The following is a 24,323-nucleotide window of genomic DNA, read 5'->3' on the forward strand; positions in this document are numbered from 1 at the left end:
TTGCAACCTCTCAGAGTGACGCCAGTGCGAGACCGGCAGCGCCGGCGGTGACGGTCATCAGCAAGGTGCCGGCACCGTTGACGACGCCGAGTAGGTATTCCCGGCGTTGTAACAGCCGCACCGTCTCCATGCTGGCGGTGCTGAAAGTGGTGTATCCGCCGCAGAACCCGACGCCCACGATCTGCTGGAGCTCCTGGGACGGACCGTGGAAAAGGACCAGCCCGGTGACGAATCCGAGTATCACCGATCCGGTGACATTGATGATCGCTGTCGCCCAAGGGAATTCCGATTTCCGCCACTGCCGTATCACTCCGTCGAGCACGAATCGGGCGATCGCTCCGGCACTGCCGGCGCAGGCGATCCACAGTGTTGTCATCGAGTTGCCTCCGAGGGCTGGGACCGCAGTCGCGCGGCAAGCGCGATTCCCGCAGCCGTGGCTACCAGGCCTGCCAGCACGGTGCCTGCGGCATAGCTCACGGCCGGCCACCACTGATGTCCGCGCAGAAGCAGATCCGTGTCGGCAGCGAGAGCGCTGTAGGTGGTGAACGACCCGAGCATCCCGGTGCCCACCAGCAGGCGAACCTGTTGTCGCCAGTGCGTGTCGGGGCCGAGGCGGGACAATCCCTCGAGGAGAACACCCAGCAGAAACGCCCCGACGATGTTGATGGCGAAGGTCGTCAGCGGCCAGCCACCCGAGGCATGCGGAAACAAGAGCCCGAGCTGGGATCGGCACGTTGTTCCGACGAGGCCCCCGATTCCGACCGCGACAATTGGAGTAGGCCGTACATGCAGTGGGCGTGAGTTCCGAGGAGCGCAATCGGGATCGATCGGCAGAGCGGGATAGGGATCGCGGCGTCGGTACACAGGCGTGCTCCTTCCACTGAGGGAAAGGAGCCATCAGCCCCGAAGTTGGGGCGGTTCGGACAACCCTAGGGCCGTCCAGGCGGAGATCCATCGCCGCTGTCGACCATAGCAGGTGTGTTCGGGCCGAACGCAGCCGAACGGCCCGCACCGGCGAATGCGGTACGGGCCGTTCTGTGTTCGCCTTCGGATCGGGATCAATGTGAGTTTCAGTCGCTTGGACTGCAACAAAGTCGCATTGATCCGAAGGGGGTGAAGCGGGGCGAGATTACGCCTGCAGGCCGGCTTCGATTTCGAGGTTCAGCGTGATCTTGTCGCCGACGACTGCGCCGCCGCCTTCGAGGGGCATGTCGATGCTGATGCCGAAGTCCTTGCGGTTGATGACGGTGCTGGCCTCGAAGCCGGCGACCGGTCCGTTGCCCATGCCGGCGTTGACGCCGTTGAACTCGAGCTTCAGGTCGATGGAGTTGGTGACGCCGTGGAGGGTGAAGTCACCGGTGACGATGAAGTCTCCGCCGTCGGCCTTGACCGAGGTGGACTTGAACGTCGCGGTGGGGAACTTCTCGACCTCGAAGAAGTCAGCGGTCTTGAGGTGGCCGTCGCGCTGCGCGTTGTCGGTGGTGATGGAGGCGACGTCGATCTCGGCGTCGACGGACGGGGTGCCGTCGGCGTCGACGGTGATGGTGCCGGTGAAGGTCTGGAAGCGGCCACGGACCTTGCTGACGACCAGGTGGCGGACGGTGAATCCGACGGTGGAGTGGGCTGCGTCGATGGCCCAGGTGCCTGCGGTGAGCTCGGGAAGTGCGATGGCGGTGGTCATGAGGACTCCTTGGTGGGTTGAAGGTTCAAACTCATAGTACACAAGCGGACCGGGGTCCGTATATATTCCGGATGAACAGAAAGTGACGGACGCCATACCGCGGAAGGGGTGGCTACGCGGTTTCCGGATCGCCTTTGGCGTCGCGGATCTCCTCGTTGCGCCGCAGCTCGGCGGTCTCCTGCTGCTCGAGCGCTGCGGTCTCCTGCTGTTCCAGCTCGATGTCGAATTCGAGATCGGCGTGCTGATGTTTGCGGAACAGCACGAGGAACACGATCCACCCGACGATGGCGACGAGGATGAAACTGACGCCGCGGTACACCAGGGCCGACGCGACGGCCTGCGATGCGCTGATCGAGGCAGCGCTGGTGAGAAACGCGATGAGGGTCGCGTCGACGACCACCAGGCCACCTGGTGCGAGGGGAACGGATCCGACGGCCTTGCCCGCAGCGAAGGCGATGAGCAATCCGGACAGTCGCGGATCCGCGCCGACGGCGAAGCACGCGAACGCCAGGCAGGCGACGTCCGCGAGTCGATGCACGGCGGACCACGACAGAGTGAGCGCGCCGTCGCGTTTGCCGAGCTGAACGGATTGGATCTGGCCGATGATCTTGTCGATCCCCTCGGCACCCGCGTCGAGCTCGTGATTGCGGAACGCGTTGTATCTGTGCAATCCCCAGCGCGCGATGCTCTTGATCGACTCGGGGTGATTGGAGATGTAGCGAACGGCGGCGACGATGGCGATGACACCTGCGATCGGGAGCACCACGGTGAACGTGTTGAACGAGCTGCCGACCACCAGTCCGCCTGCCAGGCCGAGCACGGCCAGTCCTGCCGCGGCGATCACGCCCGAGATGGCCAGCTGCCACGACGCGACGACCGGGCTCGCTCCCCAGCGGCGTGTCTCGCGGTACGTGAACGCCGTGGAGAACACCTGACCTGCGGGGAGGGTGAGCGCCATGGCGGTGCTGCCGTAAATGACGGCGACGGACTTGCGCTGGCGTACCTTCACTCCGCCTGCGTCGAGCAACTGCTTCTGCACTCTGCCGAAAGCGCTCAGCGACACCGCTTGCGCGAACACACAGGCCGCAAGCCAACCCCAATGGATTTCGCGGACCGCGGCCCAGGATTCGTGCAGCCGCGGCCACAGGTAGACGGCCTCACCCACCAGCAGTGCCACCAAAGCGATGCCGGCGATCCACTTGACCCACCGGAGTCGGTTTCGCGGACGCCGCACAGCGGGTCCGCGGGTGGAGCTGGGGTCGGGCACCCTGTCAGACTAACCGTCGCTCGAGGAGGAATCGGGATACTCCACCGGCCAGGCCAAATGGGTGGCACGTCGTCGACCACGCAGTTGCACCTGGTCTCCCAGCTCCCACTGTTCCTGTTCCTCGTCGTCGGCGAAGTACAGGGCCGAGGTCGACGCCAGGACGCGTCCGGGACGCAGTTTCGCCAGCTCGGTCAGTCGCGACGCCTCGTTGACCGGGTCTCCGATGACCGTGTACTCGAAGCGCTCCGACGCACCGATGTTGCCGGCGACGGCCAGCCCCGCGGACACACCGATGCCGATGTCGAGCCCGGTGATCTCGTCCAGCGCGAAACGCAGTTCACGGGCAGCAGCGAGCGCGGCGGTCGGTGCGTCGGGACGATCCAGTGGGGCCCCGAAGATCGCGAGGGCCGCGTCGCCCATGAATTTGTTGACGAACCCGTGATGACGCCCGACGACGTCCACGACCACCCGGAAGAACTCGTTGAGCAACACCACGACCTCGCTCGGTGGGCGCTCGGAGGCGGTGGCGGTGGAGCCGACCATGTCGACGAACAGCACTGCGACGAATCGGGTTTCACCGCCGAGCTCGGTTCCGAACTGCAATGCCCGACGCGCCACGTCCTCACCGACGTGTTGGCCGAACAGCTCTCGCAGGACGCGTCGCTCGGCCGATTCCTCCATCATTCGGTTGAAGCCCACCTGCAGGCGGCCGATCTCGGAGCCGTCGAACACATCGACCTCGACGTCGGTCTCGCCGCGCTGAACACGCTCGATGGCGCTGTGCAGCTGGCTTATCGGGTCGGAGATCTGGCTCGCGGTGAGCATCGAGAGCACGAACGCCTGCACGATGGCCAGCACGCTGAGCAGGATGATGGCCACGGCGAGCGCGTTGGGAGAGAACACCAGATCGGTGGTCAGCTGCGTGGCGCACAGCAGGATGATGCCGATGACGGGCATCAAGGTGCCCAGACCCCACGTCATGGCCATGCGGGTACCGACGCCGGGCGTCATCGTGCGGTCGAATCGGCCCTCGCTCAACGCCAGCGCCGCGACCGGTCGAAGGATTCGCTCGCCGAGCATGTACGTGAATCCGAACGTCACGGTGGCGGCCATCCCGACGGTGACGATGACGGCGATGGACAGCGACGGCATCTCCGCAATGGTCAGCAGCACGAAGATGATGCCGCCGATGATCCACAGGATGAGGTGCACGATTGCCTGACGCAACGGCGCGTGCAGCGTCGTCATCTGTTCCTTGCGAGTGGGCGGGCCACCGCGGAGCTGCCACCTGATCACCGAGCGCAGGAGGAAGTACGCGTAGATCAGGCTGACGACCAGGGCCACCAGTAGATAAGCCCCGAAGATGTACACGTTGCGGACGCGGTCGGCGACGATCGATTCCGATTCGGGGATGGGCAGGCCGTATCGCACGAAGGCGAACACGAGGACCGCACCGAAGACATTGGCGATGAGCATCGAAAGCATATAGAGCGGCCAGCGACTCTTCAGGGTGAGCGAGACCGCTCGGAAAGATGCCAGCACGGGTTAAATTTAGCGGGTGAGCACCGACGAGTTGCGGGCGCAAGGTACGGGGGCGTCCCCGGCCCCCACTTCGGCTGCGGATTCGGTGCATCCGCTGGTGCGGGTCGGCGCGGAATGGACGTGGCGACTGCTTGTCCTGTTTGCCGGATTCATCACTTTTGCCTACGTTGTGGCCAAGCTCAGCACCGTCGTGATTCCGTTGGGCCTCGCGCTGCTGGCGTCGGCGATGCTCGTGCCGGTCGTCGATTGGATGCATCGGCGCGGAGTGCCGCGGGCCGTCGCGGTGATCGTCGTGATCATCGCCAGTATCGGCGTCGTCGCCGGGATCATGACCTTCATCGTCGAGCAGTTCATCGAAGGTCTGCCGCAGGTGGGTGATCAATTCACCCAATCCATCAACAGCGTCGAGGAATGGCTCAGCAACGGCCCGCTGCACATCAGCGAGGATCAGATCAGGCAGGCCACGGACAGCCTCGTCAAGGTCATCCAGGACAACCAGGAAGCGGTCACCAGTGGAGCGCTGACCACCGCCACGGTGATCGGTGAAATCCTCACCGGCGCGGCGCTCACCCTGTTCATCCTCATCTTCTTCCTGTACGGCGGTGATCAGGTTTGGCAGTTCGTGACCCGGCTGGCACCGACCTCGGCCCGCAGAAGAATCCGCACGGCGGGCATCCAGGGCTTCGGATCCCTGGTGGGTTACGTAAGGGCGACGGTTGCCGTCGCGGCTGCCGATGCCATCGGCATCGGAGCCGGGCTGGCCATTCTCGGTGTGCCACTGGCACTTCCACTGGCCTCGTTGGTGTTCATCGGAGCGTTCATCCCGATCATCGGTGCGGTGCTGACCGGATTCGTCGCGGTGTTCATCGCACTGGTTACCAAGGGCCTGATCACCGCGGTGATCACACTGGGCATCGTGGTGGCCGTCATGCAGCTCGAAGGCCATGTGCTGCAACCACTCCTGCTGGGCCGCGCCGTGCGGTTGCACCCGTTGGCGGTGGTCCTGTCCATCACCGTCGGCATTCTGCTCGCGGGCATCGTCGGAGGCCTGCTGGCGGTGCCTATCGTCGCCGTCCTCAACACCGCCGTGCGGTCGCTGCTCGCCGACGACCCGGACGAGGTCTACGAGGAACTCGAGGTGCCCGACCCGCTGTATTCCGCCGAGCCGAGCAATCCGGACACCCCACCCGGGAGCGACGAGCCGGATCGGCTCGCCAAGGGAGAGCTGACGATTCCGAAATCTGACAACGATGCGGACGGCTGACCGGGTACGCGCCACGCTGTCCTCCTCCGATCCCGACACCCCGCTCTGGCGGGCCTCGCAGGCCTTTCGTCTGATCACGCTCGTCTACGCGATCAGTTATCAGGCCGCGACCGTGGACAACTACACCAACCCGCGGCTGAGCTGGTTCCTCGTCGCCCTGATGGCCGTGTGGTCCGGAGCATCGGCGCTGATGCTCGCGCGCGCCTCGCTTCCGCGCTGGCAGGTGGTGCTCGCCGATCAGGTCATCGTGGTCGCGCTGATGGCATCGACGAGATTGGTTGCCGACTACGACTGGTACAGCACCCGCCAAACTCTGCCGACCACACTGTGGGCCACCAACGCCGTCATCTCCGCCGCAATCCTGTTGGGCCCCAAGGGCGGAATCGCATCCGGGGTGGCGATGTCCGTGGTCAGCGCACTCGTCCGCGACCGCTTCGACTCCGACCTCTGGTCCGACGCCACCGCCCCGGTGCTGCTCTCGGCCGGACTGGCACTGGGATTGGCGTCGAACACCGCCAGGCGCGCCCACGAAGAATTGCGTCGCGCAGCACGATCGGCCGCGATCACCGAAGAGCGAGAACGGCTGGCCCGGCAGGTGCACGACGGAGTGCTGCAGGTACTGGCACTGGTGCGACGGCGAGGCCTCGAAATAGGCGGGCCGGCAGCCGAACTCGCCGAGCTGGCCGGCGAGCAGGAAGTCGCTCTGCGCGTGCTGATCTCGGAACAGGCGGCTCCGCGCGGCGATCACACCGGCTCGATCGTCGACGTCAGGGCACTGCTGCGAACGCAGGCGGGCACATCGATCTCCGTTTCGACGCCTGCCGATCCGGTGCTGGTCGAATCCGACGTCGCCGAGGAACTCGCCGCTGTCGTGGCAACCGCACTGTCCAACGTCGAACTCCACGCGGGAGCCGATGCGAAGGCCTACGTGTTGCTCGAGGACGTCGATGGGGAATTGATCGTCAGTATCCGCGACGACGGCCGCGGAATCCCTGCTGGACGGCTCGCCGCCGCCGAAGCCGAGGGTCGGATGGGCGTCTCGAAATCGATACTCGGCCGCGTCGAATCTCTCGGTGGTACTGCGATACTCGACACCGACGAGGGTGAGGGCACCGAATGGGAGATCCGCATTCCGCGAGCGAAGGGACCGGGATGACAGAGGAAACGAATGCCGACATCGCGGTGATGGTCGTCGACGATCACCCGATGTGGCGGGACGGCGTCGCCCGGGATCTCGACGCCGCCGGATTCAGGGTGGTCGCCACCGCAGACGGCGTCGCCGCCGCCGGACGCCGCGCCCGAGCGACCACTCCCGACGTCGTGCTGATGGACATGCATCTGCCCGACGGCAACGGAGCCGACGCCACCGTCGCCGTTCTCGAGGCATCGCCGCAGACGAAGATTCTCGTGCTCTCGGCGTCCGCGGAACGCAACGACGTGCTCGACGCGATCAAGGCCGGCGCGACGGGTTACCTGGTCAAGAGCGCATCGGCCGAGGAACTGTTCGACGCGGTCCGCGCCACCTCGGCCGGGCAGGCGGTGTTCACTCCCGGCCTCGCGGGCCTGGTACTCGGGGAGTTCCGGCGGATGTCGGCGTCGCCCGAGCCGGAATCCGACACTCGTCCGACGCTCACCGACCGGGAAACCGAAGTGCTACGACTGGTCGCAAAAGGCTTGAGCGCCAAGCAGATAGCCACCCGACTGACGCTCAGTCATCGCACCGTCGAGAATCACGTCCAGGCGACCCTGCGAAAACTGCAACTGGCCAACCGCGTCGAACTGACCCGATACGTCATCGAAAAAGGGCTGTGAGGGTTTGTGTTGGGTGCCGAGGGGCACTCTGCATCCCATGACCGACAACGACAATGCAGTGGACACCACCGTCGACCCGGCGAAGCACTCGAAGGGGGTCGACGCCGATCTCGATCAGACCGGCGCAGAGCGCGACGAGGCGATCGACGAATTCGACGGCCATCTGGACGGATCGGGCGAGGAATCCTCGCTACCGACGCCCGAGCCGACCGACGTGGCCGATCAGTCCGACGAGAAGACTGTCACGCGGTCCGAGTAGGGCTACGGACTGCACAGCCTGCCGAGCGCGAACTTGGCGACCGGCACGTACGGCAGCACCAGCGGCAGTGGGCCGTCGATCGTCAACCACGCCCTGGTCCCGTTGGGTCGTGAGACGACGCCGTGCGTCAGGTCGACCCCGATGGCCTGATTCTGGAACCACGCCGACCATGCCCACGTCCAGGATCGCTCGTCGACCGAATGCACCCGGAAGTCGATCGGCACGCCCAACGGCCCCAGCACTCGGCCGGTGGTGTCGGCGTCCAGGCGCTCACCGCGGTACTCGACGCCGATGATCTGCGGAGCCCAGGTCTTCCAGGCCGTCGGTTCCATGTAGCGCTCCCAGACCTCGGGGGCGGGGGCGTTGCCGGTGGATTGCAGTGTCACTCGCATCTGTCTCACCTACCCGTTGGTAGCGATCCCCACACAGAATTCCGCGAAGGTTCGGCCACCATCCATCGCCGCGCCGTCGGGCGGACTTCCGGCTGGGAAGACTGATCGAGTGCGCATCGTCCAACTCGCCAACTTCTACGGACCACGGTCCGGGGGATTGCGGACGGCCGTCGACCAGCTCGGATCGGGGTACGTCGCCGCCGGTCACGAGGTGACGCTGATCGTCCCGGGAGATCGATCGAGCGAGACGCTCCTACCGTCGGGAGTGGTGCGGATCGAGGTGCCGGCACCGCAGATCCCGCTCACCGGTGGTTATCGGGTTGCCGACCCGCGCCGGGCGTCCTCGGTGGCGGCCGCACTGCGGCCCGACGTGATCGAGGTCTCGGACCGACTGACGCTGCGCGGCATGGGTGCCTGGGCCGCGCGCCGAGACGTGCGCAGCGTGATGATCTCCCACGAACGCCTCGACCGGCTGCTCGCGCAGACGATGCCGATGCGCTGCGCCCGCCCCGTCGCGGACCTGGCCAACCGGCGCACCGCCGACTCGTACGACGCCGTCGTGTGCACCACGGAGTTCGCCCAACAGGAGTTCGACCGCATCGGGGTTCGCAACGTGCACCGAGTGCCGCTCGGCGTGGATCTCGACCTCTTCCATCCGCGTCGCCGGCAACTGGGCGAACGAGCCGCCTGGCTGGGCAGCGCCGATCGGCTGCTCGTGCACTGCGGCCGACTGTCGGTGGAGAAGCACGTCGAGAGAAGTATCGATTCGCTTGCTGCGCTGTGCGATTCGGGAATACGGGCGCGGCTGATCATCGCCGGCGACGGCCCCCGCCGAGCCGGCCTCGAACGACGCGCCCGCGGTCTACCCGTCGACTTCCTGGGTTTCGTCGATGGCAGAGCGGCCGTCGCGGCCCTGCTGGCCTCGGCGGACATCGCTCTCGCGCCTGGACCGCACGAGACATTCGGGCTCGCTGCGTTGGAATCGCTCGCTGCGGGCACCCCCGTCGTCGTCTCCGAGACCTCGGCGCTGGCGCAGATCGTCACCCCGCACTGCGGTGGATCCTCCGAGAACACCGCAGACGGATTCGCCGCCGAGATACAACGGGTACTCGAACTACCGGTCGACGGCCGCCGTGTCGCCGCCAGGTTGCGCGCCGAACAGTTCGGATGGCCCGCGTCGGTGTCCGGAATGCTCTCCGTACTCGGCGGTCGCGCAGCCTGAGATCTTCGCTACCCTGAACGCATGGAGGCGAGGGATCTGCGAGTGTCCGATGCCGAACGCGAACACGTCGGAGAGCTGTTGCAGCGCGCCGTGGGCCAGGGCATGTTGTCGCTCGGCGAGTTCACCGAGCGAATGGACACCGCATTGGCGTCGAAGACCCGCGGTGAGCTGAACTCGGTTCTCGCCGACCTGCCCGGGATGCAGATCGCCGAGGAACATCGCCCGGCACCGAAACCTTTCGCCGCGCCCACCCCGCAACCGGCCCCGCGCCGCGTCGTTCAGGAACATTGGGGGCACGGCAGCGGCGCGTCGGACACACTGCGCGGCACCATGTCCACCATCACCCGCAAGGGACCGTGGAACGTGCCGCCGAGCCTGCGCGTCTCCACCCGCATGTCCACGGTGACCCTCGACTTCACGCAGGCTGTCATGTCGACGCAGGTGGTCGAGATCTACGTCGACGACTACTGCAGCACCGTGACACTGATCGTGCCGACCGAGGCGACCGTCGATCTCAACCGCGTCGAGACGGTGGCGGGTAGCGCCACCAACAAGGTCCGCACCGGGCCGCCGTACGGGCCGCTTCATCTCGTGGTCTCGGGCAAGGTCCGCTTGGGCTCGGTGACCGCCAAGCATCCCTTCGGTAGCTCGATCCGTCGCATGTTCGGCTAGCGAGGCGCTTCTACTCGAGGGATCCGAGTAGCACTACTCACGCTTTTCGGCGGCAATGCTCGCAGGATCTAACCCATGACTTCTTCCCAGAACTCCGGGCTGGATCCGCAGCTCGTCGCGCGACTGTCCAGCCGCTTCGATTCCCTGGGCGACCACATGCGCCAGGTGGCCGTCGATCTGCAGACCCTGCAGTCACAGCTCGGTGCCGCAACGGCTCCCGCTCCCACGCGGCAGGCGTCGGCGCCGGCAGCTCCCGCCGTTCCGCCGCCGGTAGCGCCACCCCACATGCCGCCGCAGCCCTACGGCCAGCCGTTCGGCCATACTGTTCGTCAGCAGATGGTTCGGCCCCAGCCCGCAATGCAGCCCGCCATGAATTACCCCGCACCACCCAGGGGGCCGGTCGTCACGCCTCGACCGCCGGCTCCGCCGCGCGAACCGTGGTGGCAGCGTGACGGTGTCATCAGTCGTCTGCTGGCTGTCGCCGGCGCAGGCGTCACCCTCGTCGGTGTGGTGATGCTGCTAGTTCTCGCCGCACAGGCCGGGTGGTTCGGACCGCCGCTGCGGGTCGCCGCGGGCGCAGTGTTCTCCCTCGCGCTGATAGGCGGCGGCGTCCGAGTGTTCGGCCGGTCGGGCGGGCGCATCGGCGGTATCGCCCTCGCCGCCACCGGCATCGCGGGCCTGTACCTCGATGTGCTCGCGACGACCGTCCTGTACGGCTGGCTCGATCCTGTGATCGGGCTGATCACCGCATTCGGAATTGCTGCAGCCGGAACGGCACTCGCAGTGCAGTGGAAGTCGCAGCCGATGGCGGTGCTGATTCTCTCCGGCGTCGCAGTGTGTGGACCGGTGCTGACCGACGGCCTCACCCTGACCTTGGTCGCGTTCCTCATCGCCACCTATGTGTCGAGTTTCCCGGCCCAGATCGGTCGGAATTGGCAGCTCCTGCAGGTCGTTCGGACCGTACCCCTCGTCGGCACGGTACTGGCTGCCATCGCGAGCGCTGACCTGTCCGGATCCACCGGCGGCCTCTGGCTACTCCTGGTCGTCGTGTCGGTGGCCGTCTTCGGCATCGGCACGTCACTGGAGTTGTTGCGCCGCAACGTCTCCGATGTGGTCGCCACCGTGATGATCGCTCTCACGTCCCTGCCGGTGCTGGTCTCCGCGGACGTCTTCGACCGCGCCGCGACCGTCAGCGTCCAACTGGTTCTTGCTGCTGCAGCTGTGGCCATCCTGATTCTGGTGAGCTGGTTGCCGGGGCACGCTCGTATCACCGTCGCGGTGATCGGAGCCCTGGCGACGCTGCAGGCCGCAGTCGAGTCGACGACCCTCGAGATTCGCCCTGTCGTGCTCTTCGCCGTCGCCCTGGCTCTGATCGCGGTGGCTCACAGCACCCGCTCGGCACTCGCATACTCGATCGGCAGCGGATTCGGCGTGATCGGCGCATTGATGTTCGTCTCGGTCAGCCCGCCACGGGCGCTGCTGGACTCCGACCACGCAGTGGGCAGCGTCGGCATCGCCCTCGGCGGAATCCTGCTCGCTGCAACGGCATTCGCCTTCGCCTACTTGCTCGCCGAATTGAAACTGGTCGACGACGGACTGCAGACCCTCGGCATCGTCTCCGGCGTACTCGCGCTGTACGGCCTGACGGCGGCCACGGTGACCCTCGGTATCGGAATCGGCGGCGAAACAACGGGATTCACCGCAGGCCACACCGCGGCAACCATCGAGTGGATGATCGCAGCCTTCGCGCTACTGGCCTTCGGGCTGCGCAGCGTCACTCACGCTCACCTGGCCCTGCTGGCCGGACTGTCCTTGACCGCGGCGGCCATCGCAAAGCTGTTCCTGTTCGACCTCGTTGCCCTGGACGGACTCTTCCGGGTCATCGCCTTCATCGCAGTGGGACTACTGCTGCTGATCGCCGGTACCCGATACGCCAAGGTGTTCGCGGACCGAGAGAGTGCGGCCGTTTCCTCCTGATCCCCCCGCTGCGTGAATGGACCACTGCATACGTCTGAGGAGTGCAGTGGTTCATTCACGCGGGGCGGGGGAGCGGGGGAGCAGGGGGGCGGGGGTCAGGAGTCCTCGGGAGTCGTTTCGCCGAGTCCGAGCTTGCGCTGCATTCGCTTCATGCCGGCCGGTGCCCACCAACTCGCGTCGCCGAGCAGTTTCATCGTCGCGGGCACCAGGAACATGCGAATGACGGTGGCATCGATGATGAGGGCAGCGATCATGCCGTAGGCGATGTACTTCATCATCACCAGATCGGAGAACGCGAAGGCACCGGTGACGACGATGAGAATCAAGGCCGCGGCGGTGATGATGCGTCCGGTGTGCGAGGTGCCGATGTGGATGGCTTCGCTTGTACTGGAACCGTTCTCGCGTGCTTCGACCATGCGTGAAAGCAGGAAAACTTCGTAGTCGGTGGACAGCCCGAACACGATCGCCGCGATCAGCAGCAGAATCATCGCCATGATGGGCCCGGGCGTGAAGTTCATCCACGCAGCCCCGTGACCGTCGATGAAGATCCAGGTCAGGATGCCCATCGTGGCACCGAGTCCGAGCGTTGTCATGAGCACCGCTTTGATCGGCAGCACCAAGGACCCGAACGTCAGGAACATCAGCACGGTCACGATGAAGACGACCAGTACCGCCATCAGCGGGAGACGGTCGACCATGGCGTCGATCGAATCTCGTTCTATCGCAGGTGTTCCCGTTACCTGCACTGAAGTTCCGTCGGGAGTGTCGATGCTGCGCAGGAATTCGATGGCGGGTGCTGCGTCGTTGCGATCGATCAGTCCGGCCTTGAAGACGATGATGCCGTCCTTGCTGGCCCCGACGGGCGTGAACTGCTCGATCAGGCCGGGAGCATTGTTCGCCTGGGTGGTGATGGCGGCCAGATTCTGCCCCTGCGCGTTCTCGATGACCAGCTTGATGGGCTCGGTGCGTTGACCGGGGAAGAGTTGGTCGAACTGTTCCTGCGCCACCCGCGTCGGATTGTCCGGCGGCAGATACGTCTCGTTGATGCCGCCGAACGCGATGTTGCCGATCGGCAGCGTCAGGGCCAGGAGCCCGAGCACGATGGTGACGACCACCTTGATGGGATTGCGCATCACCCAGGTGGTGAGCTTGCCCCACATGCCGTTCTCGATCTCCTCCGAGGACTTGGTCTTGCGCATGAACGCGAAACCGAGAGCATCGACGCGAGGGCCGAGGATCGACAGGATGGCCGGAAGTACGGTGATCGCGGTGAGCGCTGCGAGAGCGACCGTCGCGATCGAACCCAATGCCACCGAGCGCAGGAACCCGTGCGGAAACAGCAACAGGCCACCGAGGCAGGCGACGATCATCGTCGCCGAGAACGCCACGGTGCGACCGGCCGTCATGACCGAGCGCCGGACGGCATCGGGCGTCGATCGGCCGTCGCCCAGCTCTTCTCGAAAACGCGACACGATGAAGAGCCCGTAGTCGATGGCCAGACCGAGTCCGACCATCGACACCACCGGTGCGACGAAGCTGTTCACCTCGGTGACGTGGGTGAACAGCTTCACGATGCCGTTGGCCCCGACGACGGTCAGCGCACCGACGATGAGTGGTAGCGCGGCGGCGACGATGCCGCCGAAGACGAAGAACAACAGCACCGCGACGGCGGGGATGGCGAGGATCTCCATGCGATGGATGTCGTCGGTCATCGTCGACTGCAACGCGGCAGCCACGGCTTGCTGACCGGTGACCTGGACGTCGACCCCGTCGATGTAGAAGGCGTCCTGGACGGCCTGAAAATTCTCGGTCAGTTCGGTGTCGTCGGCACCGACGATCGCAATGCTGGCGATGGCGTGCTGCTTGTCGGCAGTGCCGAGCGCCGCGAGAACCGGAGCCTCGGCCGTCCGGAAATAGCTGCCGTTGATCCTCGCGATGCGGTCCGGGTACTCGGCCACCAGCGAGTCGAGGTTCGAGACGATCGCGGCGTCGAACTGCGGGTCGTCGATCGTCGAGCCCTCGGGAGCGGTGTAGAGAACGATCACGTCGCCCTGGGCGTCGCGGCCGAACGTCTCGTCGGCGAGAGTGCTGGCGGCAGCCGACTGCGACGTCGGATCGTCGAAACCACTCTGGCTCAGGTGGTCCGTGAGATCCCAGCCGTACGCCGCCAGGATCGACAGCCCGGCCACCATGACACCGAGAACGGTGTATCGGAGGCGGTGGACGAAATTTCCCCATCGAACGAACACGTGTGTGTAGCTCCCCCTGGATGCACGCGACTACCGCCGCCACGTGAGTGAACACTTCGGCTCAGGGAGGTTAGCCGATCACATGAGCGTCAGCGTGAACGGTTGCGCTCGCGTGCGAGCAATTCGCTGACACTGAGCACGTGTCCGTTCTCGCCGCCGCGGTGACGACCGCTGTCGCTGCCCTCGGTGGTCGGTGCGGCCCGGCGGCCCGACGGCTTCTCGGACGGGGATTCGCTCGACGCGGATCCGTTGCTGTGGCCGTTGCTCTCGGACCCGTTGGTGCCGTTGCGTTCGGTGCCGTTGCTCTCGGACCCGTTGGTGCCGTTGCGCTCGGACCCGTTGTTGCTGTGGCCGTTGTGTTCGGAACCGCTCTGCGGCGAGCTGTTCTCGTCGTGACCGCTGTGGTTCGAGCCACTGTGGTTCGAGCCGTTGTGATCGGAGCCGTTCGCGGTGGAACCGTTGCGCGGTGTGCTCGGGGGTGGTGATGCGCTGGGTGCTCGCAGGTCGGCGAGCCAGCTCTCGATGGAACGAGAGTCCGGTTCCTCGGCGCGAGGTGCGCGAGCGGCCCGGGTTCGGCTCGGCGGCGGTGCGGACGGGCTCGGTGCGCTCGGTGCGCGGGGCGGCTGAGCCGACGGGGGAGCAGCCACCGGGTTGACCGGCGGTGCGGGCCGGACGACGTCTGCTGCCTGGGTCGGTTCCGGTTCGACGGTCGGGCGCGGTGCCACCGGCCGGCTCGGGGCAGGCCTGGGAGCCGGTCGTTCCTGCGGAGCAGCCTCGGACCGAGGAGGAGTGGGGGTGGGTCGAGCAGCCGGTGCCGGAGGTGTGGCGGGAGCCGCGCGGGTCGGCTCGGGTGGGGTTGCCGGACGCCCCGTCACACTGCGTCGGGATTCTTCCTTCGCGGCGTGGGTCGCTCGAATGGGTCCGCCACCGTGCGGTGCGACCACGGGAATGGGTTCGGTGAGCGGCTCGTTGCGGCGCGGTTGCGGACGCATCGGCGGCGCGACCGTACTCGACGGTGCACCGCCTGCGAGCGCGAGCTCGGGCACGTCGTCGATGGCGAGCAGCTCGTCCTCGAGGATGGTCTCACCGAGTCCGAGTTTCTGCTGGATGCGCTTCATCCACTGCGGGGCCCACCAGCAGTCGTCGCCGAGCAGTTTCATCGTGGCAGGCACGAGGAACATGCGAATGAGGGTGGCGTCGATGATGAGGGCGGCGATCATGCCGTAGGCGATGTACTTCATCATCACCAGATCGGAGAACGCGAACGCCCCGGTCACGACGATGAGGATCAGAGCCGCGGCGGTGATGATGCGTCCGGTATGCGAGGTTCCGATACGGATGGCTTCGCTGGTGCTGGCACCCTTTTCACGCGCCTCGACCATACGAGAGAGCAGGAACACCTCGTAGTCCGTGGACAAGCCGAACACAATCGAGATGATCAGCACCAATACCGGAGCCATGATCGGCCCAGGGGTGAAATTCATCAGCCCCGCACCGTTGCCGTCGATGAATATCCACGTCAGGATGCCCATGGTGGCACCGAGACCGAGGACGGTCATGAGCACCGCCTTGATCGGCAACACCAACGATCCGAACGTCAAGAACATCAGCAGCGTCACGATGAACACCACGAGCACTGCCATCAGCGGCAACTTGTCTATGAGTGCACTGATGGAGTCCTGCTCGATGGCCGGGGTGCCGCCGACGAGAACCGACGCTCCCTCGGGTACGTCGATGCTGCGGAGGAAGTCGATGGCGGGCTTGGAGTCGTTGCGATCGACCAGTCCGGCCTTGAAGACGATGATCCCGTCCTTGCTGGCACCGACCGGGGAGAACGGCTCGACCAGGCCGGGAGCGTTGTTGGCCTGGGTGGTGATCTGCGCGAGGGTGGCGCCCTGTGCATCGCTGATCACCAACTTGATCGGCTCGGTGCGCTGGCCGGGGAAGAGCGAATCGAACTCGCCCTGCGCTTCGCGAGTGACGTTGTCGGGAGGCAGGTAGGTCTCGTTGATGCCGCCGAACTTGATGTTGCCGACGGGCAGCGTCAGGAGTACCAGGCCGAGCACGATCGGGACGGTGACCTTGACGGGATTGCGCATCACCCAGCGGGTGAGCCGGCCCCACATGCCGTTCTCGATCTCCTCGCTCGACTTGGTCTTGCGCATGAACTTGAGACCGAGTGCGTCGACACGGGGACCGAGGATCGCGAGCATCGCGGGCAGGATCGTGATGGCCGTCAGCGCGGCGAGTGCGACGGTGGCGATCGAGCCGTAGGCGACCGACTTGAGGAAGCCCTGCGGGAACAGCAGCAGACCACCCAGGGACGCGACGATCATCGTCGCGGAGAACACCACGGTGCGACCGGCCGTCATGACCGTCCTGCGCACCGCCTGTGGCGTCGAGTAGCCGTCGCCCAGTTCTTCTCGGAATCTCGAGACGATGAACAACCCGTAGTCGATGGCCAAGCCGAGGCCGACGAGCGAGACCACGGGTGCGACGAACGAGTTGACCTCGGTGAAGTTGGTGAACACCTTCACGATGCCGTTGGCTCCGACGACCGTCAGGCCACCGATGATCAACGGAAGAGCGGCCGCGACGACGCCGCCGAAAATGAAGAACAGCAGCACTGCGACGGCGGGGATGGCCAGGATCTCCATGCGCTGGATGTCGCCGGCCATTGTGGACTGCAACGCGCCTGCGACGGCCTGCAGGCCGGTCACCTGCACGTCCACGCCGTCGATGTAGAAGACGTCCTTGACGGCCTGGAAGTTGTTGGTCAGTTCGGTGTCGTTGGCACCGGCGATCGCAATGCTGGCGATGGCGTGTTGCTTGTCGGTGGTGCCGAGTGCGGCGAGGTTCGGAGCAGTCGCCGTGCGGAAGTAGCTGCCGTTGACCTTCTCGATCTGGTCCGGGTGGTCGGCGGCGAGGGAGTCGAGGTTGGCCACGATCTCGGATTGGAACTCGGGATCGTCGATCGTCGATCCCTCGGGTGCGGTGTAGAGGACGATGACGTCACCCTGCTTGTCGCGACCGAACGTGGTGTCCGCCAGACGGGCAGCCTGGGCCGATTCCGACGTCGGATCGTCCCAACCGCTCTGACTGAGATGGCTGCCCAGATCGAGACCGTAGGCAGCGAAGCCCAGCAGCCCGGCCACCATGACACCGATAACGGTGTACCGCAGGCGGTAGACGATGTCTCCCCATCTGGCGAACACTTAAGAAACTCCTTGGCGCCCGACGAGCAGGGCGGACAGCGGTCGGAAGGGCTGCAGCCACGCGCCTTCGTCTGGAAGCGAATCCAGACTCACCCGTGGCAGTGGCTCACGGAAGACGCCCGGGATGTCCTCGAGGTCGAGGAATTCCAGGATGTCCGACGTGACAGCCCAGCTTGCGTGCTCCCGGAAGCCCAGCACCTGTACGGGCACTCCGGTTGCTGCGATGGCCTCCAGCGGACCCTTGAACGCCTGACCGTCGGCGGACGCGACCATGACCCCGGCGAGGCCGCCGTCACGGTTGCGGAAGTCGATGTGGTCGAGCATGTCTGCGTCGACGTCACTGTCTTCGTCGACCTTGGGCTTGGCGAACACCGCGAAGCCCACGTTACGCAATGCTTCGACCCAGGGTCGGACCACATCGGCGCTGCCGGGGGCGATGTTGGTGAACACCGTGGCCTCGGGTTCGAGTGTCGCGGTGCCGGAGGTGGAGAGTTCGGCGGTGCGGCTGAGCAGCCATCGGCCCAGGGCATCGAAGCGCGGACGGTAGGCGGCGGTGGGTCGGCCACCCAGAATTGCGCCGAGTCCCATGTCCAGGTTCGGGGCGTCCCACACCAGCAGGACGCGTTTGCTGTGGCGCGTTTCACCGATTGCGCCGAGTTCTGAGGGGTCGACCACGGTGTCGGGCATGTCCGTACTGACGCTCATGCTGTCTTCTTTCCCCAGATCAATTCCGTCACCGAGCTACCGACCAGCTGTGCCTTGCCCTCGAACTTGGTCACCGGTCGCTCGTGTGTCATGGGCGATTCCCAATCGAGAACGGTCAAACCGGGCTCGGCGTTCCCGGCCTCGGCAATCCACTCAGCGTATTCGGCATGATCGGTTGCCACGTGCAGAACGCCGCCGGGCTTCAACCGATCCGCGATCATCGCGAACGTCGGACCCTGCAGCAGGCGACGTTTGTGGTGCCGAACCTTGGGCCACGGGTCGGGGAAGAAGACGCGGACGCCGGTCAGCGACTCCGAGGACAGCATGTTCTCGAGCACGTCCATCGCGTCACCGCGCAGCAACCGAACGTTCTCGATGCCTTCTCGTTCGATCTGCTGCAGTGTCTGGGCCAGGCCGGGTCGGTAGACCTCGACGGCCATGAGATTGACGTGCGGCTCGGCCGAGGCCATCGCCGTGGTGGCCGTGCCCGTGCCCGAGCCGATCTCGAGAATCGCCGGGCCGCTGCGCCCGAACCAGGCGGCTATGTCGATCTGCTCGTCGGCGACGTCGCGGCCGATACGCGGCCACAGGCTGTCCCAGGTGGTCTGCTGCGCTTCGGTCAGCGCTCCGCGCCGTGAGCGGAAACTCGTCACGCGGGGGTAGAGCCGTGAGCCCCGTTCCTGGGTCTTCACGGCATTCTCCTCGGTGTCGACAGAGGGGTCCTGGGGCTCGTTCACCGGTCCATTGTCGCGCATCGGCGGGGCGTGTGACAGGTGGGTCTCGAGTTGAAGTTGAGACTTGCCGTCCTATCGCTGATCAGCGGCAGGACGAGCCCGACTAATTACAACGGTGCAATTCCTTTCGATCGGCTCGTGAGCGCCCGCGTGTGCCAGAATCGGTGCCGCAGCAGGGGGCTGTGCGTCGCCTCTCGACGTGGGCGGCGGGGCGTTTGTTGGGGGAATCGATCATGGATGTCGCCGAGGCCGGTCTGGGCCTGTTGCGTGACCGCGCTGCGTCGAGCGACGCGCGTGAGGCCGTCGACACCGCCGTCCACGACCGCCTGCGGCCGATGACCGCACGGGTGACCGGCCGCGCAGGCGTCGGGAAATCCGCGGTTCTCGCCGTTCTCGAGTCGGTGCCGCTCGACGCCGACGGCCTCGATGTTCGATGGCGCGAGGGCAGAACGGACAGCAGCGAGGGCGAGGTGCTCGTCCACGTGATCGCGGGTGCGGTCTCGCCCGTCGACACCGCACTGCTGAGTCCTCGGCCGAGAGATGCCCTGGACGGGACCGTCGTCGTGCTGACGAAGGCGGACACCCTCGACGATCCCGCAGCCGCGGCCGCAGCGGCATCGGAGCAGCTGGGGCGGACGGTTCTGCCGGTGATGGGAACCACCGCGGCGGGCTTGCGGGGAGTGGGCCGAGCCGGTGCGCCCTTGGACATGGCCGACGTGCGTGCCGTCGCAGCGGCCGATCTGCGTCCGACCGACCTGATGACCGTCGAACGGTTTCGTGCCGCAGACCTCGCGGTGTCGACGCGTCGCAGAGAAGCGCTGATCGAATGCATCGAACTGCGTGGTCTCGCCCTGCTCGTCGAGGTGCTGCAGCGGTCAACGGCGGTGTCCGACGGTGAGGCGGTGCGCATGCTGGCCGGCGCCACCGGTGCCGATGCCCTGATCGCCGCGGTCTCCGCGGCTGTGTCGGCGGCCGCGGCGGCTCGGGACGCCGAGCTGCATCGCAGGGTGCAACAGATCTCCGCCGGCCACCGGCGGGTTCGTGACGCCGTCGAGTCTTACCTGGCCTCGGACGAGGCGGTGGCTGCCGAGATGCGCCACGCGGCTCTGCGTCTCGGGGTGCCGATCGAGACCGGTTCGGAACAGGTCGCGCTCGAGCAGGCGGTGCTGTGGAAGCAGCGGGCTGCCGCTGCCGTGGACCCCGACGTGCGTCGCGCGGCACTCGCACTGTGCCGAGGGCACGTACGAATGCTGCGCCGATGACCCCGCTGTCGGAAGACATGAAAAGCGTTCTACGACGCTGGAATTCGGGTGCCCTCGACGAGATCGAACGAGCGAGGGTCAGTCGACCCGCCGGGGTTCACCTCACCGGTACTGCAGGTTCGGGCAAGTCCGAACTGCGCCGCGAGCTGTCCCGACTCGGCGGTGCTGCCCTCCACTTCATCGACTCCATGGCCGATGCCGCCGTCGTGATGATCGTCGTCGACGCGTCGGCTCCGGTGGGCCGCGTCGAAGTCGAGCAGTGGCGAGCAGCTCTCGAATCCACGCCGGTCGTGTTCGTGGTGAACAAGATCGACGTGCATCGGCACTGGCGTGAGGTGGTCTCCGTCGACAGTGATGTCGTTGCCGAGTGCGTCCCAAGGGCGGTGGAGTGCACGTTCCACCCGATCTCGGTTCGGTTGGCGCGGACGGGCCGGGAGACCGGTGACGCCGCGATGTCCGCGGAGTCGGGTCTCGGAGCAGTGGCGGACCGCCTGGGCGCGCTGCTGTTGCAGGCCACGGCTCTCGGATCTCAGCGCAAATATGCTGCGGCAGTGCAGGACTGCGCAGCCGGAGCCAGAGCGTCGATCGTGGCGAGAGCGCGCGCGGTGACCGGGGGCAGTGATACGGGCGAACTCCGAGCGCGGCGAGCCGAGCTCGTCGGCGAACGGGACAATCTCGGTGGTGATCGACGGGCGCTGCTGCACAATCGAATTCAACGGGTACGCGTGGAGTCTCTCCATGCCGCCGCCGAAGACTTTCGCACCCTGGTTGCGGAGGTCAAACGCACGATCGATGGAGCCGGACGTGCCGAACTCACTCATCTTCCCGCGCATGTCGGCGAGTCCGCGCGCAGCGCCCGAAATCGAGCCGACGCGGCGCTGACGGCCCGATTGCGGGCAGTGGAGACCGACCTCGGGCTCACGCCGCTGCAGGCGGAACCGAGTGTCGCGGACGCCCCGCTCGACATCGGGGAGCCGTCCCGGCGTCGGGGGATCGAGGATGTCGTCATGATCGTTGTCGGCGCGTCGGCGGGGGTAGGACTCGGGCGGCTGGTGGTGTCTCCGATGGCGCTGGTGCCGGCCTGGGCAGTGGCCAACACCGTGATCACCCTCGTTCTCGGTGGTGCGCTCGCCTGGTGGATCACGCGGTCACGGGCGCTGGTGGCCGACCGCGCCCACCTGCGCGGCTGGACGCAGGAAAGCCTGGCCCGGGTGAAATCGTCCGTGGAGCAGCGACTGCTCTCGCGGATTCTCGATGCCGAGTCGGCGCTTGCGTCCGCCGTCTCGACCGCGGACCGGGACGCAGTGGCCCGCATCGACGTCGCACTCGCCGAGGTGGACGCCGAGCTGCGTCGGCTCGCCGACCACCGATCGGCGCTGCTGTCCGCCTGCGATCGCGATCTGTCTGCACTCGAGCGGGGGCTCGAGCGATTCCGCGGACCCGATCGTGGTGTGTTCGTTGCCCGCGAACCCGTCCATTTCTCCCCTGCACAGGTGGAACCGATCGGCGAGCCGGTGCGTCGGAGTCAGTAGGTGCAGTGTCGGTTGGTCGGGTTCGTTGGTCGAGGTGAGGAGCGTCGATGATCGCGGTGGATGGCTTCGCAGCAGGGGGCTTCCTCACGGAGGTCGAACCTCACGATGTGGACGATCCGGGTGCGCCCACGGTCTCGACAGACCTGTTCGATCTCGACGGAGACGGCCACTACGAGACAACCGTACGACGTACCGACGCCGGGATGACCGTGGCGACCGACGTCGACGGTGATGGTGTGACGGACAAGTTCACGGCGTTCGGACGTGACGGGCAGTACCGATCCTGGGAAATTTTTCGAGAAGCGAACGGTATCGGCCGGGGCGAAATGACCGAATCGGGCGAGCTGTAGTCCGTCCGTCCTGAGTGGGCGTCGCCGCTGGTAGACGCCTTCTTGCGCGGATCTTTCCCTATCTGAATCGGTCCTGTGACTAATCGGACAACACCCTGTTTCCGGATTTACGTCGCTCGGCGTTAACCTGAATACCAGGACACCCGGCGCTCGACCCTCGGCTTGCTGTACCCGTTACGATGGTGTACTGCGGCTCGAACGGTCGAGCAGCGCCCCGCCGAGAGGGGAAAACCGAGATCTGCTCGCGCATGTTTGCCCACAGTGATCGTGCGAGTACTTCCCGGTTCCGGCTCACCCCAGGAGAGTTAGATGACCTCAGCCACCATTCCCGGTTTGAGCAGCACCGACAACGTGCCGACTCGACACAAAGAACTGCTCGCCTGGGTCGCCCAGGTAGCCGAACTGACCGAACCGGAATCCGTGGTGTTCGCTGACGGATCCGACGCCGAATGGGAGCGCCTGACCAACAAGCTGGTCGAGGCAGGCACCTTCACTCGCCTCAACGACGAGAAGAAGCCCAACTCGTTCCTCGGCAACTCCGACCCGTCGGACGTCGCCCGCGTCGAGTCGCGTACGTACATCTGTTCCAAGGAAGAGATCGACGCCGGTCCCACCAACAACTGGATGGAACCGACCGAGATGCGGACACTCATGTCCGATCTCTACCGCGGCTGCATGCGCGGACGCACCATGTACGTCGTTCCGTTCTGCATGGGCCCGCTCGACGCGGCCGACCCCAAGCTGGGCGTCGAGCTCACCGATTCGGAGTACGTCGTCGTCTCCATGCGCGTGATGACCCGCATGGGCCAGGCCGCACTCGACAAGATCGGTGACGACGGGTTCTACGTCAAGGCGCTGCACTCGCTCGGCGCTCCGCTCGCCGAGGGCCAGGCCGACGTGCCGTGGCCGTGCAACGACACCAAATACATCACGCACTTCCCCGAGGATCGCGAGATCTGGAGCTACGGATCCGGCTACGGCGGCAACGCCCTGCTCGGCAAGAAGTGCTACTCGCTGCGCATCGCGTCGGCGATGGCCCACGACGAGGGCTGGCTCGCCGAGCACATGCTGATCCTCAAGCTGATCTCGCCCGAGGACAAGGCGTACTACATCGCCGCTGCATTCCCGTCCGCGTGTGGCAAGACCAACCTCGCGATGATTCAGCCGACCATCCCGGGCTGGCGTGCCGAGACCATCGGTGACGACATCGCATGGATGCGTTTCGGTGAGGACGGCCGGCTCTACGCCGTCAACCCCGAATACGGTTTCTTCGGCGTCGCACCGGGCACCAACTGGGACTCGAACCCCAACGCGATGAAGACCATCGATCAGGGCAACTCGGTGTTCACCAACGTCGGCATGACCGACGACGGCGACGTGTGGTGGGAGGGCCTCGAAGGCAAGCCCGAGCACCTGATCGACTGGAAGGGCAACGACTGGACCCCCGAGTCCGGAACCGATGCCGCGCACCCGAACTCGCGCTACTGCGTGCCGATGGCTCAGTGCCCGTCGATGGCTCCGGAATGGGACGACCCGAAGGGTGTGCCGATCTCGGCGATCCTGTTCGGTGGACGTCGCAAGACCACCGTTCCGCTGGTGACCGAGGCTCGCGACTGGCAGCACGGAGTGTTCATGGGAGCCACCGTCGGCTCCGAGCAGACCGCTGCCGCCGAGGGCACCGTCGGAACCGTCCGACGCGACCCGATGGCCATGCTGCCGTTCCTCGGCTACAACGTGGGCGACTACTTCCAGCACTGGATCGACCTCGGCAAGAACGCCGACGAGTCGAAGCTGCCGAAGGTGTTCTACGTCAACTGGTTCCGCCGCGGCGACGACAAGCGCTTCCTGTGGCCCGGATTCGGTGAGAACTCGCGCGTCCTGAAGTGGATCGTCGAGCGCATCGAGCACAAGGCCGCAGGCGTCGAGACGCCGATCGGTGTGGTCCCCACCGCCGAGGCACTCGACATCGACGGACTCGACACCACCGTCGAGGACGTGGCCGAGGCACTCGCGGTGAACACCGACGAGTGGAAGGCCGAAATCCCGCTGATCCAGGAGTGGTTCGACTTCGTCGGCGAGAAGCTCCCCACCGGAATTCAGGACGAATTCGACGCCCTCAAGCAGCGCCTGGGCGCGTAGTATTCACGAGACAGAACGGGGCTCACCGAGGGGTGGGCCCCGTTCTGGC

General features: G+C 66.0%; 21 protein-coding genes and 1 riboswitch. Of the genes, 11 read left to right on the forward strand and 10 right to left on the reverse strand.

All coding sequences use genetic code 11. From position 1 onward, the window contains the following. Positions 1-10 precede the first annotated feature (10 nt). The 5 genes from crcB to AB0366_RS16325 form a co-directional block, all read right to left on the reverse strand. Positions 11-376 (reverse strand): fluoride efflux transporter CrcB, encoded by a 366-nt coding sequence (gene crcB / locus AB0366_RS16305; RefSeq protein WP_366244823.1) that lies wholly within the window; start codon positions 374-376, stop codon positions 11-13. After that, positions 373-711 (reverse strand): CrcB family protein, encoded by a 339-nt coding sequence (locus AB0366_RS16310; RefSeq protein ID WP_310886829.1) that lies wholly within the window; start codon positions 709-711, stop codon positions 373-375. Before AB0366_RS16310 ends, crcB begins: the two co-directional genes overlap by 4 nt. A gap of 170 nt (positions 712-881) precedes the next feature. Continuing rightward, positions 882-968: riboswitch (Fluoride riboswitch) on the reverse strand. Between the two features lie 161 nt (positions 969-1,129). Then, positions 1,130-1,681, reverse strand: a complete 552-nt coding sequence (locus AB0366_RS16315) for a YceI family protein (protein WP_121871285.1) — start codon at positions 1,679-1,681, stop codon at positions 1,130-1,132. Between the two features lie 112 nt (positions 1,682-1,793). Continuing rightward, positions 1,794-2,948, reverse strand: a complete 1,155-nt coding sequence (locus AB0366_RS16320) for a YbhN family protein (protein WP_366244824.1) — start codon at positions 2,946-2,948, stop codon at positions 1,794-1,796. A gap of 9 nt (positions 2,949-2,957) precedes the next feature. Continuing rightward, positions 2,958-4,433: an adenylate/guanylate cyclase domain-containing protein gene (locus AB0366_RS16325; RefSeq protein WP_121872761.1), complete on the reverse strand. Its 1,476-nt coding sequence runs from the start codon at positions 4,431-4,433 to the stop codon at positions 2,958-2,960. Between the two features lie 142 nt (positions 4,434-4,575). Between AB0366_RS16325 and AB0366_RS16330 the strand changes: the two genes are divergently transcribed. From AB0366_RS16330 to AB0366_RS16345, 4 genes are read left to right on the forward strand one after another with little or no spacing between them, the layout of a single operon-like run. Beyond that, positions 4,576-5,754 (forward strand): AI-2E family transporter, encoded by a 1,179-nt coding sequence (locus AB0366_RS16330; protein ID WP_366244958.1) that lies wholly within the window; start codon positions 4,576-4,578, stop codon positions 5,752-5,754. Continuing rightward, positions 5,741-6,910 carry a DUF5931 domain-containing protein gene (locus AB0366_RS16335; RefSeq protein ID WP_366244825.1) on the forward strand — a complete coding sequence of 390 codons (1,170 nt, stop codon included), beginning with the start codon at positions 5,741-5,743 and terminating at the stop codon, positions 6,908-6,910. Before AB0366_RS16330 ends, AB0366_RS16335 begins: the two co-directional genes overlap by 14 nt. A gap of 29 nt (positions 6,911-6,939) precedes the next feature. After that, entirely contained in the window at positions 6,940-7,566 is a 627-nt protein-coding gene (locus AB0366_RS16340; RefSeq protein ID WP_183130440.1) for a response regulator transcription factor, read from the forward strand. Positions 7,567-7,603: 37 nt separating this feature from the next. Next, positions 7,604-7,825, forward strand: coding sequence for an autophagy-related protein 2 (locus tag AB0366_RS16345; protein WP_366244826.1), 222 nt, complete (start codon positions 7,604-7,606; stop codon positions 7,823-7,825). Between the two features lie 2 nt (positions 7,826-7,827). Here AB0366_RS16345 and AB0366_RS16350 read toward each other — a convergent pair whose 3' ends face one another. Further along, positions 7,828-8,217 carry a MarR family transcriptional regulator gene (locus tag AB0366_RS16350; protein ID WP_094615427.1) on the reverse strand — a complete coding sequence of 130 codons (390 nt, stop codon included), beginning with the start codon at positions 8,215-8,217 and terminating at the stop codon, positions 7,828-7,830. 109 nt (positions 8,218-8,326) lie between these two features. On the opposite strand from AB0366_RS16350, the gene AB0366_RS16355 reads away from it, so the two are divergent. The 3 genes from AB0366_RS16355 (at position 8,327) to AB0366_RS16365 (ending at position 12,088) form a co-directional block, all read left to right on the forward strand. Next, positions 8,327-9,439: a glycosyltransferase gene (locus AB0366_RS16355; RefSeq protein WP_366244827.1), complete on the forward strand. Its 1,113-nt coding sequence runs from the start codon at positions 8,327-8,329 to the stop codon at positions 9,437-9,439. Between the two features lie 21 nt (positions 9,440-9,460). Further along, on the forward strand, positions 9,461-10,111 hold the full coding sequence (locus tag AB0366_RS16360; RefSeq protein WP_121871280.1) for a DUF1707 domain-containing protein: 651 nt from the start codon (positions 9,461-9,463) through the stop codon (positions 10,109-10,111). A gap of 75 nt (positions 10,112-10,186) precedes the next feature. After that, a complete protein-coding gene (locus tag AB0366_RS16365; protein ID WP_366244828.1) occupies positions 10,187-12,088 on the forward strand; it encodes a DUF2339 domain-containing protein in 1,902 nt (633 codons plus the stop codon). A 95-nt stretch (positions 12,089-12,183) separates the two neighbouring features. Here AB0366_RS16365 and AB0366_RS16370 read toward each other — a convergent pair whose 3' ends face one another. The 4 genes from AB0366_RS16370 to trmB all read right to left on the reverse strand — a co-directional run bounded on the left by AB0366_RS16370 (position 12,184) and on the right by trmB (position 19,012). Continuing rightward, positions 12,184-14,337 carry an MMPL family transporter gene (locus AB0366_RS16370; RefSeq protein ID WP_366244829.1) on the reverse strand — a complete coding sequence of 718 codons (2,154 nt, stop codon included), beginning with the start codon at positions 14,335-14,337 and terminating at the stop codon, positions 12,184-12,186. A gap of 89 nt (positions 14,338-14,426) precedes the next feature. Further along, complete coding sequence (locus AB0366_RS16375; RefSeq protein WP_366244830.1) at positions 14,427-17,552, reverse strand: MMPL family transporter; 3,126 nt, start codon at positions 17,550-17,552, stop codon at positions 14,427-14,429. Continuing rightward, positions 17,553-18,239: an NYN domain-containing protein gene (locus AB0366_RS16380; RefSeq protein ID WP_256980771.1), complete on the reverse strand. Its 687-nt coding sequence runs from the start codon at positions 18,237-18,239 to the stop codon at positions 17,553-17,555. It lies immediately after the preceding gene. 14 nt (positions 18,240-18,253) lie between these two features. Beyond that, entirely contained in the window at positions 18,254-19,012 is a 759-nt protein-coding gene (gene trmB / locus AB0366_RS16385) for a tRNA (guanosine(46)-N7)-methyltransferase TrmB (RefSeq protein WP_366244831.1), read from the reverse strand. Between the two features lie 212 nt (positions 19,013-19,224). Between trmB and AB0366_RS16390 the strand changes: the two genes are divergently transcribed. From AB0366_RS16390 to AB0366_RS16405, 4 genes are all read left to right on the forward strand, one after another. After that, on the forward strand, positions 19,225-20,253 hold the full coding sequence (locus AB0366_RS16390) for a hypothetical protein (RefSeq protein WP_366244832.1): 1,029 nt from the start codon (positions 19,225-19,227) through the stop codon (positions 20,251-20,253). Beyond that, a complete protein-coding gene (locus tag AB0366_RS16395) occupies positions 20,250-21,785 on the forward strand; it encodes a hypothetical protein (protein ID WP_366244833.1) in 1,536 nt (511 codons plus the stop codon). The genes AB0366_RS16390 and AB0366_RS16395 overlap by 4 nt, the downstream gene beginning before the upstream one ends. 47 nt (positions 21,786-21,832) lie before the next feature. Beyond that, the gene (locus AB0366_RS16400) at positions 21,833-22,135 is read left to right on the forward strand and encodes a DUF6802 family protein (RefSeq protein WP_366244834.1); all 303 of its coding nucleotides are present in this window, start codon (positions 21,833-21,835) and stop codon (positions 22,133-22,135) included. 309 nt (positions 22,136-22,444) lie between these two features. Continuing rightward, entirely contained in the window at positions 22,445-24,274 is a 1,830-nt protein-coding gene (locus AB0366_RS16405; RefSeq protein ID WP_366244835.1) for a phosphoenolpyruvate carboxykinase (GTP), read from the forward strand. The last annotated feature ends 49 nt before the right edge of the window (positions 24,275-24,323 follow it).

Source organism: Rhodococcus sp. NPDC076796 (genome assembly GCF_040702765.1).
Classification (GTDB): Bacteria; Actinomycetota; Actinomycetes; order Mycobacteriales; family Mycobacteriaceae; genus Rhodococcoides.